Source organism: Pantoea sp. ICBG 1758 (genome assembly GCF_002928325.1).
GTDB lineage: Bacteria > Pseudomonadota > Gammaproteobacteria > Enterobacterales > Enterobacteriaceae > Pantoea > Pantoea eucrina.
In genome coordinates this window covers 1110977-1124277 of the sequence record NZ_POWL01000001.1, presented here as the reverse complement: position 1 = coordinate 1124277, position 13301 = coordinate 1110977, and the positions used below count along the sequence as shown (strand labels likewise).

Annotated in this window: 10 protein-coding genes and 1 tRNA gene; 4 read left to right on the top strand and 7 right to left on the bottom strand. The window is 56.9% G+C overall.

Annotated features, from left to right (window positions below):
- Nucleotides 1–105: 105 nt before the first annotated feature.
- Nucleotides 106–2415 (bottom strand): FdhF/YdeP family oxidoreductase, encoded by a 2310-nt coding sequence (locus C1Y41_RS05475; RefSeq protein WP_039384537.1) that lies wholly within the window; start codon nucleotides 2413–2415, stop codon nucleotides 106–108.
- 242 nt (nucleotides 2416–2657) lie between these two features.
- On the opposite strand from C1Y41_RS05475, the gene C1Y41_RS05470 reads away from it, so the two are divergent.
- From C1Y41_RS05470 to C1Y41_RS05455, 4 genes are all read left to right on the top strand, one after another.
- A complete protein-coding gene (locus tag C1Y41_RS05470; protein WP_104085012.1) occupies nucleotides 2658–4247 on the top strand; it encodes a PTS transporter subunit EIIC in 1590 nt (529 codons plus the stop codon).
- Between the two features lie 721 nt (nucleotides 4248–4968).
- A tRNA-Lys gene (locus tag C1Y41_RS05465) sits at nucleotides 4969–5043 on the top strand.
- 541 nt (nucleotides 5044–5584) lie between these two features.
- Nucleotides 5585–6016, top strand: a complete 432-nt coding sequence (locus C1Y41_RS05460) for a cell envelope integrity TolA C-terminal domain-containing protein (protein WP_233207413.1) — start codon at nucleotides 5585–5587, stop codon at nucleotides 6014–6016.
- A 509-nt stretch (nucleotides 6017–6525) separates the two neighbouring features.
- Entirely contained in the window at nucleotides 6526–7422 is an 897-nt protein-coding gene (locus C1Y41_RS05455; RefSeq protein ID WP_039384523.1) for a LysR family transcriptional regulator, read from the top strand.
- On the opposite strand, the gene C1Y41_RS05450 is transcribed toward C1Y41_RS05455, so the two are convergent.
- The 6 genes from C1Y41_RS05450 to sapB form a co-directional block, all read right to left on the bottom strand.
- The gene (locus C1Y41_RS05450) at nucleotides 7413–8534 is read right to left on the bottom strand and encodes an oxidoreductase (protein ID WP_104085010.1); all 1122 of its coding nucleotides are present in this window, start codon (nucleotides 8532–8534) and stop codon (nucleotides 7413–7415) included. The genes C1Y41_RS05455 and C1Y41_RS05450 overlap by 10 nt on opposite strands.
- 194 nt (nucleotides 8535–8728) lie before the next feature.
- On the bottom strand, nucleotides 8729–9517 hold the full coding sequence (fabI, locus tag C1Y41_RS05445; RefSeq protein ID WP_039384517.1) for an enoyl-ACP reductase FabI: 789 nt from the start codon (nucleotides 9515–9517) through the stop codon (nucleotides 8729–8731).
- Between the two features lie 141 nt (nucleotides 9518–9658).
- On the bottom strand, nucleotides 9659–10462 hold the full coding sequence (sapF, locus tag C1Y41_RS05440) for a putrescine export ABC transporter ATP-binding protein SapF (protein WP_039384515.1): 804 nt from the start codon (nucleotides 10460–10462) through the stop codon (nucleotides 9659–9661).
- Nucleotides 10462–11457, bottom strand: a complete 996-nt coding sequence (gene sapD / locus C1Y41_RS05435; protein WP_039384513.1) for a putrescine export ABC transporter ATP-binding protein SapD — start codon at nucleotides 11455–11457, stop codon at nucleotides 10462–10464. Before sapD ends, sapF begins: the two co-directional genes overlap by 1 nt.
- Entirely contained in the window at nucleotides 11457–12347 is an 891-nt protein-coding gene (sapC, locus tag C1Y41_RS05430) for a putrescine export ABC transporter permease SapC (RefSeq protein ID WP_039384510.1), read from the bottom strand. The genes sapD and sapC overlap by 1 nt, the downstream gene beginning before the upstream one ends.
- Nucleotides 12334–13299: a putrescine export ABC transporter permease SapB gene (gene sapB / locus C1Y41_RS05425; RefSeq protein WP_071668853.1), complete on the bottom strand. Its 966-nt coding sequence runs from the start codon at nucleotides 13297–13299 to the stop codon at nucleotides 12334–12336. Before sapB ends, sapC begins: the two co-directional genes overlap by 14 nt.
- Nucleotides 13300–13301: the final 2 nt, after the last annotated feature.

Here is a 13301-nt window from a genome sequence, read left to right as displayed (position 1 = left end):
CCTAAGAGCGGTGGACAGTTTTACGCGAATCAGGGGCGCGCGGCAAGGTTAAAACGGGTTAAAAAGCCGCAGAGCGCGGCTTTTGTTTCAGAGAATAACGCGTAATCAGGCGATACGCTGCGTGGGCAGGGCGGCGCTAAGCGTGAGCTTCACCGGCACCGATTTAGAGGTCGGCGTTCCGCTGATATCGCCGTAGCTTGAGAGCGGTACCAGCGGGTTGGTTTCCGGATAGTAGGCTGCGAGATTCCCGCGCGGAATGTTGTAAGGCACCAGTTTAAAGCCGCTGACGCGACGGGTCAGGCCATCATTCCAGAGGGTTTCAATATCCACCTGCTGACCTTCGGTAAAGCCCAGCGCCGCCATATCCTCAGGATGAATAAACACCACTTCACGCTGACCATAGACGCCGCGATAACGATCGTCGAGACCGTAAATCGTGGTGTTGTACTGATCGTGTGAACGCAGCGTCTGTAGCGTAAACGGCACGGTCACGTCGCTGCCGAGCTGAGGAAACAGCGAGTCGGGCAGGGCGGACGCGCTGAATTCAGCACGCTGCGATGGCGTATTAAAGCGCAGCTCTGCCGCCGCGTTGCCGAGATAAAAACCGCCAGGCTGGTCGCACTTTGTATTGAAATCAGCAAAGCCCGGGATCGTTGCGGCGATATGATCGCGGATAATATTGTAGTCCGCCGCCATGCCGAGCCAGTCGATATGATCGCTGCCCAGCGTCGCGTGGGCGATACCTGCCACAATGGCGGTTTCTGAACGCTGCGTCTCCGCCAGCGGGATGCCCACGCCTTCTGAAGCGTGAACCATACTGAATGAGTCCTCAACGGTAATGAACTGATTACCACCAGCCTGACGATCGCGCTCGGTGCGGCCCAGCGTAGGCAGGATCAGCCCTTCATGACCCGGCACCAGATGACTGCGGTTGAGCTTGGTGCTGATATGCACCGTCAGACCACAGTGCTGCAGCGCGGCTTCCGTAACCGGAGAGTCGGGCGCTGCCGCCGCCAGATTGCCGCCGAGAGCAATCAGCACTTTCACTTCATCACGCAGCATGGCGCCCAGCGCTTCAACGGTATTGTGACCGGCATTACGCGGGGGTTCAAAACCAAAATGGGCGCCCATGGCATCAAGGAAAGGCTTAGAAGGCTTTTCATCGATGCCCATGGTGCGGTTGCCCTGCACGTTGCTGTGGCCACGTACCGGGCAGAGGCCGGCACCTTTTTTACCCAGCTGACCAAACAGCAGCTGCAGGTTGACGATTTCGCGTACGGTGTCGACGGAGTGCTTATGCTGCGTGATCCCCATCGCCCAGGTGATAATCACCCGTTCCGCGCTCTGATAAATGGCCGCCGCTTCGCGGATCTGCGCTTCGCTCAGGCCCGACTGCTGCACAATCTGCTGCCACGAGGTGTTATCTACCGCGTCCAGATAGGCCTCAACGCCCTGCGTGTTTGCGGCGATAAACGTCCGATCGAAAATGCCCGGCTCACCGGCGGCAAGGCGCGCGCGCTCCACTTCCAGCAGCGCTTTCACCATGCCGCGCAGGGCGGCCATATCGCCACCGAGGTTGGGCTGATAGTAGGCGGAACTGATGGTGCCGGCTTTGGATGTGACCACTTCCAGCGGCTTTTGCGGATCGGCAAAGCGCTCCAGACCACGTTCACGCAGGGTATTAAATGTCACAATTTTTGCGCCGTGATCGGCAGCGTGACGCAGGCTGTGCAGCATGCGCGGATGGTTGGTCCCCGGGTTTTGCCCGAGCACAAAAATGGCGTTAGCGTGATCGAAATCGTCGAGACGAATGGTGCCTTTTCCGACACCGATGCTGCGTTTCAGGCCGCTGCCGCTGGCTTCATGGCACATGTTGGAACAGTCAGGGAAGTTATTGGTGCCCATCACACGACCAAACAGCTGATAGAGCCAGGAGGCTTCATTGCTGGCGCGCCCGGAAGTGTAGAGTTCCAGCTGATCGGGATGGTCCATCGCTTTCAGGTGCTGAGCAATCAGCGCAAACGCCGCATCCCAGCTGATGGGTTCATAGTGATCGGTGGTGCTGTTATAGCGCATCGGGTGCGTCAGACGCCCCTGATACTCGAGAAAATAGTCGCTCTGCTGATAGAGCGTGCTGACGCTGTGCTGAGCAAAAAACTCAGGCTCGACCACGCGTCGCGTCGCTTCCCAGGTCACCGCTTTGGCGCCGTTCTCACAGAAGCTAAACGTACTTTTATTATCATCGCCCCAGGCACAGCCGGGGCAGTCGAAGCCGCGCGCTTTGTTCATGCGCATCAGATTACGCATATTTTTCAGGGCAGCTTTGCTGTCAAATACGAAACGGGTGGTCGCTTCCAGTGAACCCCAGCCGCCAGCAGCAGCGCGGTAAGGCTGAATTTTACGTTTAAATTTCATGGTAGTCGCAGGCTTATTGTTTATGAGTTGTTATCAGAATATGTCTTGTGTTGAAAAGAAGTGTGCGACTGAGAACAGAGGTTGTCTAATTGATTGACTTAATTGAGCGATAGGCGGCGTTTATCGCCATGGCGGCAAACTGTGATCTACTTCAAATTACCTCAGCTCTGAGAGACACGCGGCTGCGTAAGCAGCGTAATAGTGGCTAATAATTGCTCTTTCACCGTGTGAAGGAGCGCGTCATGAAACAACTCACCAGCCAAATCCACGCGTTTGGTAAAGCGCTGATGATGCCTATCTCGGTTATCGCCGCCGCTGGCATATTTCTCGGACTGGCCGCCGCGCTGCAGAACCCGGCGATCACCGGTGAAGCCTTTGCACAGATGCAGGTGCCACAGCTGATCATCGGCTTTATCCGCAAGGTTGCCGGTGCACTTTTTGCCAACCTGCCGCTGTTCTTTGCCGTTGCCAGCGCAATCGGGCTGGCGAAAGCGGAGAAACCCACGGCCGCTTTTGCCGCCGTCATTGGTTATCTGATGATGAACACAGGCATCAGCGCCACCCTGGCAGCCAAAGGGCTGACCGCCGCAACCACCACGCCGCAGGCGCTGCAGCAGGCGGGGATGGATCAAACCAGCGCGATGATGCTGTCGGCAGAATATATCCAGATGCTGGGCATTTTTACCTACAACATGAGCGTACTGGGCGGGGTGATTGCCGGGCTGCTTACGGTAGTACTGCACAACCGCTTTTATACTCAGCAGCTTCCGGTGGCGATCAGCTTTTTTGGCGGACGCCGCTTTGTGCCGATTATTACCGTGGTTGTGCTGCCGCTGGCGGGCGTGCTGCTGGCGCTCATCTGGCCAACTATCGGAGCCGGTATTGCCTGGGTCGGAGAGATGATTGGTAAAAGCGGGCAATATGGCGCCTTTCTGCTGGGAGCGTGCGAACGGCTGCTGATCCCGACCGGCCTGCACCATATTCTGAACGAGACGGTGCGCTTTACTCCGATTGGCGGGATGGCCACCGTCGAGGGACAGAGCGTCGTCGGCGCGCTCAATATCTTTAACAGTTCGCTGACGCATCCGGGGGCGATTCCGGATGACACCGTACGCACCGCCACGCAGTTTCTGGCGCAGGGCAAAATCCCGGTCATGATGTTTGGTCTGCCGGCCGCCGCCCTGGCGATCTACCATACGGCCCGTCCGGAGCATAAGCAGCGGGTAAAAGCGCTGGTGCTGGCGGGGGCGCTGACCTCATTTACCACCGGTATTACTGAGCCGCTGGAGTTCTGTTTTATCTTTGTCTCACCGGTACTTTATGTGCTGCATGCGCTGCTGACCGGCCTCTCGTTTATGCTGATGTCGATGCTGCACCTGATGATTGGCAACGTGCAGGGCGGCGCTATCGATCTGGTGGTATTCGGCATTCTCGGCGGCAGTAAGACCCATTGGTGGTGGACGCTGGTGCTGGGTGCCTGTTACGCGCCGCTTTATTACTATCTGTTTCGCCTGGTCATCACGCGTATGGGGGTAGAGACGCCGGGACGCGAGAGTGAAGATGAGCAGAAAGCGCTGCAGGTCACGGCAGACGATCGTACCAGAGTCATTATCAGCGGTCTGGGCGGCGAAGCGAATATAGAGGAAGTCGATTGCTGCTTTACCCGCCTGCGGGTACGCGTCAAGGCAATGAATGAGGTAGTTGATCAGACGCTGCTTTCCACCGGAGCTAACGGCGTTAACCGCGTGACGGAACATGATGTGCAGGTGATCTATGGCCCGCAGGTTGAAAAAATTGCGAATGAAGTCAAACAGGCGCTCGGGGTAAGCTGATTTGTAAGCCTGCTAATAGTGAGGATCGCAATCATTGTTAAAAGCGTCGGGCGGATATTTGCGATAGTAACGCTGCCCTTTCAAGAGCTAAGCCATTGCGAGTGCCGGAGATAAGCGCCGGGTAGGGCATTACCCTGAAGCTGCCTGCGGGCAGCTTTTTTGTGCGCAGCGCTTACCGGTTATGAAGCGCAGAGTGCATAAAAAACCCACCTGTCGGTGGGCTGGCTGAGAACAACGCTGGCTCTTTATCCTGTAAACGCACTTACAGGAATCAGTAACACGTACCGCCAGCATGGTGCGAGCCGGTACCGCCGTGAGGGTGGGTCCCTTTAGGACAGGCAACCGCTGCCGTTGAAAAAACAAATGCTGCAGTTAAAACCAGAAGCGTGGCGACTTTTTTCATTTTTATAGTCCTTTTGCTGTGTGCAATCTTTGCACACCTAATGTATCAGAATAATCCTATAAGTAAATGTTTATTTATCATTAATGCTTATGAGTTATCCCCCAGCCCGTATCGCTTACCGGCTCAGGCAGAGACAGCTGACAGCTGGCCAGACCGCGCTTGCCCCTCTGTTTGCTCTGTCCCGGCATCGTCGGGTAACCAATATGTTATAATCAGGTCATACGTTAAATTGTCTTCGCGGGCAGTATCAGTTTGCCATCGGGTAAGGCTCACCAGCTGCTTTAACAGCAATCTGAAAACGTCTGGCACCACAGTTATCCGCCGTTAGCTCATTGGACAGAGCGCTGGCTACTTAGGGCAGAGAGCGGGGTTAAAATCCCCGACGGCGGTCCAGCCCTCATTTTGCAACATTAAAGGCACTGCATCGGCAGTGCCTTTTTCGTTTTCACCCCCGCCAGTCAAAGCGATTTCAAATCTATCCGTTAGACAGCGGGCATCTTTTACACGCGAATAGCCGTAATCGCGGCCTTCTCATTATGATCAACTAAAGCTGCATCGGGCATTTAGCGGCGGGAAGGATCAGGGAAGTTCCTCAGGTGGCAGTGAGAAGTTTAACCGGGCTTGTTCTGTTCACCCTGTCATCAATCCCTGCACAGAAAAGGAGCCGCAGCTGCCGATACCGGCAAGCCTGCTCAGTGATTGCCCGGTGCCGGCTCTTCCGAAACTGACGACCTGGGGTGACAGCATCCTGCTTAACTTCCGGCTGCTGGATCCACTGAATAAATGCAACGGCAAATTGAGAGCCATCAGCAGGATTGACGAAAACAGAGCCTCGCAGCACGATGCATTCAGGGAATGTTAGCCCTGGTTAGGTGCAACTTTCCATGCGGGTAATTTGGGTGATATAAGAGACCAAATTACCCGCATGGAAGCCATGATGAAAAAATCGTTTTTTTTAGCTCTTGTCGTACTGCTGGCTGGTTGTCAGTCTAATCCGCAATCTCAGGTCAGACTAAAGGCGAAGCAATCTTCTAAATTTCCAACTGCGGTCGAGTTGAAGAATCAATGTGAGTCGCAAATTCCTCAGGCGAAAGCAGACAGAGATACACTTCTGTGGGTATGCCAGTTCACTTCTGCCATACAATATCGCCTCTTTGATACTGATCTATACCGAGGCAAGATCTGCACCCTGCAAGTTACACAGCCAGTAGGCCAGCAGCCTACGGATGTCATGGTGCTTGAAGGAAACCAAAAGCTCTGTGCTGCAGCAGTCGACGCTATAAAGGGAGCCATAGAGTCAGAAACATTTCCTATGCGTCCGAAAAGCATGAATGAAGTTATACCAGTTCGTGTCGCACCTCAGTAGAAAGAGCCGGGCTTCTCTGGAGAAAATCGGCTAACGAATTATCCAGCAAGGAGTAGCGGCCATTGGCAGGTTGTAATTCAGCCAAAGAGCAGCGATTCACACCGTTTTTTAACCGCCCCCAGGCGGTTTTTTGCTGGAATTAATAAGCCAGGCATCTGCCACATCACGGTGTATTAATCAATGGGAAGCAGGTCTCAGCTGCAGCGGTAAAGCCTGGAAACAGGATTGCGTCTCAGTAGAACGGCTATTCAGGACCGGGGAAGGTGTATCGCAATAGCCTGGTGAAAGAAGAGGGTGAGTTGATCGAAGGTGAGCCGCTGAATGATGTCATCGTAATGAGAAGGTAACGTGCGAGATGCGGAACAGAGATGTTTCATTTTGACATTCATGCTGAGCTACCTGATGATCCGCACTCTGTATCTGAGCAATTTTTTATTTATTACGCAGGTTAGTACATAATAATTTTATCAGATGTTTTATAGTTCATAAGTCATTGATAGGTAATCAAAATAGACATAAAACAATTAATTTACCTGTGTAATCTTGAGCGGGAGCGCCATTTTGGTCGGGCGGCAGAAGCGAGTTTTGTCAGCCAGCCCACGCTCTCAATGCGGCTCAAAAACCTCGAGCGTGAGCTGGGGTTATCGCTGATTAACCGCAGTAATAACTTTGACGGCTTTACCCCGGAAGGTGAACGGGTGCTGACCTGGGCGCGGGAAATTGTTTCCGTCTATCAGGGACTGAAGCTGGAGGTTGAATCTCTCAAACATGGCGTAAACGGCACGCTGCGGCTGGGCGTGATGCCGCAGTGCAGCGTGGCGCTGCCGGCGCTGCTTAAAGCGGTCGAGACGCGCTATCCTCAGCTGGACTACCGCGTCGCGGCGATGAGCGCCGATCAGCTACTGGAAGCGCTAAACAGCCATACCGTCGACGGCGGGATCGGCTTTTTTGAGCTCACCGCTCTGCGCGAGCTGCATTTTCAGACGGCACTGCTGAACGACGGCGGGGTGGAAGCGATTTTTAACCCGCAGCACTTTCCGGCGCTGCTGAAGCAGCAGCGGCTCTCACTGCATACCCTGGCGGCGCAGCCGCTCTGTCTGGCTGAACCCACGCGCTATTTCCGGCGCTATCTGGACGGGCAGCTGCGCGAAACCGGCCTGCTGCCGCGTGTAATAGTTGAGAGCGCATCCATTATGCAGCTGCTGCAGAGCGCACAGGTTGGCCTCGGCGTGATGGTTTCACCGTGCGGGCATCTGCTGCCAGAGCTGCTGCAGAATCTGGCACGCCGCCCGATCGATATGGCACCAATGGGACGACAGGCTGCGCTGGTAATCGCAGAGCCGGGACGTGCCTCACCGCTGGCGCAGCACTTTTTTGATGAGGCGCGCCGCCATCTTCATGACTGACGCGTCTCTGCCAGCGCCATAGTAAGCCGGTCTTCCCAGCTGGCCAGCGCCACTCTCTGCAACAGCGTAAACAGGGCGGTATGATCCCAGCCGCTGTTGATCAGCGGCTGCAGGTGGGCGGCACTAAACCGATCGGGCTGACGCGTCAGCTGCCCGCTCAGCGCAGCCACCGCGTCGCGATGATGCGCAGCGTCAGCCAGCAACACTTCCCGCCACTCACCGGCGTAGCGTGTAAAACGCTGACGACAGCCGTGAATACGCGCGCTGACCGCCAGCGCCAGCGCCTCCGCCTCAGGGTTAACCGGCATCAGCTGCTGTTTCAGGCGCTGCAGGCCGCTCAGAACCGGCGCATCATACATCAGCAGCCAGCTCAGCGGCTCCAGATCGCTATCATTCAGACAGTCAGCCTGCGCGCTCAGCTGCTGCGGGCTGGCGTAACGTCGCTCCAGCGGCTTCAGCCCGGGCGAGCAGAGATTATCTTCAGCAAACAGCGTGGCGCAGGCGTCGGGCGGCACTGATGCGCCAGGGATCCAGCGTACCGGCTGTGCCAGCAGCGCCTGCACGCCAGCCACCATCCGCGCCTGAAATCCTGTGAAACCGATAATCTGGGTCAGCGTAATGATATCGGGCTCTGTCAGTCCCACCGCCTCCAGCGCGCCGAGGCTGTGAGCGTTAATCAGCGCCGGCTGCATCGCCAGCTGACGAGCATACTGCGTCATCTGCGTCAGGCGATTGTTGCTCTCGCGGGAAGAGTCGGGACCGGGGAGCGGGTTGAGGCGCGCTGAGTAGTGATTGCACAGGCGCTGAACGCCCGCTACCTGGGCGACCGTCAGGGCCGCGCTCAGCCGGTCGTAGAGTGTCAGCGTATGCGTGTGCGATGCCGTCAGGCTGTCAGGAAACAGCAGCTGGCTTACATCGCGAGCCGCCAGCAGCGCCGGCTGAAAATGGCGAAACAGCGGCTGTAAAACCGTTGCTTCCTGCTGCAGGCCGAGCAGGAATCGATCGTTAACCAGGGCGGCCTCGGGGACCAGCGGGGCGGTGGTGGAGGTGTATGGGCGAGCCTGGCTTTCATACAGCCAGAGGTTATGGCCGGTAAAACGGCGTTGTTCCATAATCCATCCTTTCGCTAAATTCGGGCTGAGCGTACGACGGGAAATTCTGAAAAGCGTGTCGCCACTCGGGGGCAGGCTTATCGTCGCTGATGGTCAGGCGCAGGCAAAAGAATGAAGGGGAATAATTAATATCGAATGGGTATATAGTGCGGTCAGAGAGGGAGTGGGGCGAGTCAGGCTCGCCCCTGCAGAACTTATTTCAGTTCCAGCTCGTTCATTGCAGCGATGCTAAAGCCGCCATCAACGTGAACAACTTCACCGGTGATACCACCTGCCAGGTCGGAGCACAGGAAGGCCGCAGAGTTACCTACGTCTTCAATGGTCACCGTACGGCGAATCGGGGTAACCGCTTCACAGTGAGAGAGCATCTTACGGAAATCTTTGATGCCGGAGGCAGCCAGGGTACGGATTGGACCCGCAGATACGGCGTTGACGCGCACGCCTTCCGGACCCATTGCGTTAGCCATGTAGCGTACGTTAGCTTCCAGCGACGCTTTCGCCAGACCCATAACGTTGTAGTTTGGAATAGCACGCTCTGCGCCCAGATAAGAGAGGGTCAGCAGGGCTGCATTCGGGTTCAGCATCGCGCGGCACTCTTTGGCCATCGCCACGAAGCTGTAAGCGCTGATGTCGTGCGCGATTTTAAAACCTTCGCGGGTCACGGCATTGACGTAGTCACCATCCAGCTGATCGCCCGGGGCAAAGCCGATAGAGTGCACGAAACCGTCAAATTTTGGCCAGGTTTTTGCCAGCTCAGTGAACAGGGCAGTGATGCTCTCATCTTCTGCCACATCGCAAGGCAGAACAATGTCTGAACCCAATTCTTTAGCGAACTCTTCCACACGACCTTTCAGTTTGTCGTTCTGGTAGGTGAAAGCCAGTTCTGCGCCCTGCTTATGCATCGCCTGCGCAATACCGTAGGCGATGGAGAGTTTACTGGCAACGCCAGTAATCAGAATGCGCTTACCGGAAAGAAAACCCATAGCTGTAATCCTTATGGTCATTGTTGTTGGCGGTCGTGATGATTAAAAAGTATACGACCGACGTTAATCGACGTGCGGATTCTAGCACGTCTGTGTCAAATACGGTAAACCGCACCGCGTTTTCCGCGAGACGGGCGGCATTCAGAGCGCGCGCCGCCAGGCTTCAGCGGTCAGCGCTTCACCAAAGTGGCTGGCGATGAGCCTTTTGGTCAGCTCATGCAGCGGCGAGGCTAAAACATCTGCGGTGCCGCCGCGCTCAACCACTTCACCCTGATGCATCACCAGCACCTGATCGCTGATATGTTTCATCATGCCAAGATGCTGCGTGACGTAGATATAGGCGATGCCATGTTTCTCCTGCAGCTCCAGCATCAGGTTAACCAGCTGAGAGCGCATGGTCATATCCAGCGAGGCGAGCGCCTCATCGGCCACGATCACCTTGGGCTGCAGGATCAGCGCCCGCGCCAGCGCCAGGCGCTGCTTCTGGCCCGGCGCCAGCATATGCGGATAGTATCCTGCATGGTCGCGCAGCAGCCCGACCTGACGCAGCGTGCTGATAATACGCTGCTCGCGCGCCTCATCATCCAGCTCCGTATTCAGACGCAGCGGCAGGTCGAGGATCTGACTGACGCGCTGGCGCGGATTCAGCGAGGTCGACGGGTCCTGAAAAATCATCCGGATGCGCTGGCTGCGATAGCCGTAGTCGCCATAGCTCAGCGGATGATCGTCAATCAGCATTTCACCGGCACTGGGAGCCACCATGCCGCTCAGCATCTTGGCCAGCGTGGATTTGCCGGAGCCGTTCTCGCCAATGATTGCCAGCGTCTGCTTTTCACGCAGCGTAAAACTGACATTTTTTACCGCCTCGACGTGCTGGCGACGAAACAGCCCGGTGCGATAGCGATAGGTTTTGCTCAGGTTGCGTACTTCCAGCAGGGTTTCCATTACTGACGCTCCCGGTTAAGCGGAAAGTGACAGGCAAACAGATGCGATTTACTGCCGGTCAGGCGCGGCGTTTCAACGCATTTGCGCTGCGCGTAGGGGCAGCGCGGGCCGAGCCGGCAGCCAATCGGCAGATGCTCCAGCGACGGAATCGCGCCGGAGAGCGTGTTCAGACGGCTTTTGTGCGGTAGCGCGCTGCCAAAATCGGGCATCGCGCGGATCAGCGCCTGCGTGTAGGGGTGGTGCGGCGTGCTCATCAGCTCTTCGCTCTGCGCGGTCTCCACCGTCTGTCCGCAATACATCACGTTAATGCGGTCAGCCCATTTGCTCATGGTGCGCAGATCGTGGCTGATCAGCAGAATCGTGGTGTTGTTATTCTGGTTCAGGCGGCTCAGCAGGCGAAATATCTGCGCCTGGGTGGTAGGCTCCATGGCGTTAGTCGGCTCATCGGCAATCAGCAGGCGCGGCTGATTTGCCAGCGCAATCGCTATCATCACTTTCTGACACTCACCCTCGGTAAGTTCGTAGGGAAAGCTGCGCATAATATCTTTGTGATCGCGAATACCTACCCGGTGCAGTAATTCAATAGCGCGTGCTTTGCGCCAGAACCACAGGCGCTGATACCAGCGGCCCTTATGCGTCCAGCGTGGGATCGCCTGCATCAGCTGGCGGCCGACGCTCTCCGAGGGATCGAGACAGGATTGCGGCTCCTGAAAAATCATCGAGACATTGTGCCCCATGATTTTACGCCGTTCGCGCGGCGAAAGACGCTGCAGATCGATGTCGTCAAACACCATACGATCGGCGGTTACACGCCAGTTATCTTTCGTTACGCCGCAGATCGCTTTAGCCACCAGGCTTTTTCCGGAGCCTGATTCCCCCACCAGCCCGCGGATCTCTCCCTCGCTCAGCGTCAGGTTAATGCGGTCCACCGCCTTGACCGGCCCTTCGGGCGTCATAAACTCAATCGTCAGATTGCGGATATCCAGTAGCGGCATTATTCAGCTCCTGCCTCAACCGCGCGACGGATACCGTCGCCCAGCAGGTTAACAATCAGGACGCTTATCATCAGCGCCGCACCCGGCAGCATCACCGTCCAGGGCGCAACATAGATCAGCTCCAGCGCATCTCCCAGCATCGCTCCCCATTCCGGCGAAGGAAGCTGTGCGCCCAGGTCCAGGAAGCCCAGCGCGGCGATATCCAGGATTGCCATCGACAGTGAGCGGGTAAACTCACCAATCAGCAGCGGCAGGATATTGGGCAGCACCGCGTTCCAGAGAATGCTGAGATTGCGGGCGCCGTCCAGACGCAGCGCCACAACATACTCTTTCTCCAGCTCATCGTGCACGGCGGTGTAGATCTCCCGTACCAGCCGCGGGATCAGCGCCAGCAGCACCGCCAGCATGGCGTGCGCCAGCTGCGGCCCGAGAAAAGCAACCACGATAATCGCCAGCAGCAGTGACGGAATTGACAGCAGCGTATCCAGAACGTGGTTCATCACGGCGGAACGCACGCCGCGCGTCATGCCCGCCAGAATACCCAGCAGCAGCGCGGCCAGCGCGGCCAGCAGCGTCACCACCAGCGCGGAACCCACCGTCGGTGCCACGCCGCTCAACAGACGGCTCAGCACATCACGGCCCAGGTCGTCAGTGCCGAGGAAAAATGAGACGTCGCCGTAGCGTGACCAGGAGGGCGGCAGCAGCTGATAGCCCAGAAACTGCTGATCGATGCCATACGGCGCGATCAGCCGGCCAAACAGGCAGAGCAGCAGCAGCGTGCCAAAGCCATACAGGCCGATCATCGCACCCGTATCGCGGTAGAAGTGATGCCAGCTGAGGCGCAGCGTGCTTGGCAGCCGCTTCTCGGCGTAAACGTTATCGATGGGCATACCACTCCTTGTGCTTTAGCGGGTTCAGGGCGGCGCCAAGAATATCAGAGAGAACGCTGACGATAATCACCAGCCCGCCCGCCACCATTACGCCGGCGGAAATGGCCGCATAATCCTGCTGGCGGATGGCGTTAATCAGCCAGCGTCCCAGACCCGGCCAGTTGAAAACGACTTCGGTGATCATCGCCAGCGTCAGCATGGTCGAAAATTGCAGTCCCAGCCGCGGGATCACCGGTGGCAGGGCGTTATGCAGCACGTGACGGCGGATTACGGTGAAGCGCGACAGGCCGCGGGTAGCCGCCGCTTTAACATAATTTTTATCCATCACTTCACTGGTACTGATGCGCAGCAGCCGGATCACTTCGGTGGTGGGTGCCACGGCGAGCACGATCACCGGCAGCACCATATGTGACAGCGCGCTCAGCAGCATCTCATGACGCCAGCGCGACGGACTCAGCCAGGCGTCGATCAGCGCAAACCCGGTGACATTCTGCACCGGATAAAGCAGGTCGAATCGACCCGATACCGGCAGCCAGCCGAGCGTTAGTGAAAAAAACAGGGTAAACAGCAGCGCCAGCCAGAATACCGGCATGGAAAAGCCCAGCAGCGCCAGCGCGCTGATCGCTCTGTCCGGCCATTTTTTACGCATCACGCCGGCACAGATACCGAGCGGGATCCCGGCCAGCAGCGCGAGCACAAACGCAAGAACGCACAGCTCCAGCGTGGCAGGGAAAACTTCACGCAGCTGCAGATCAACCGGCAGCCCGTTAATGCTGGAGACGCCAAAATCAAACTGCAGCAAACCCTGGGTCCAGAACCACCACGCATCGAGAAGCGACGCGCCTTCGAGCGGCGCGTTTGGGGTGAAATAGCTCAGGCTGAAGCTCACCAGCGACAGCAGAAACAGGGTGATCACCAGCAGCAGCAAACGGCGCAGTAAATAGATAATCATCG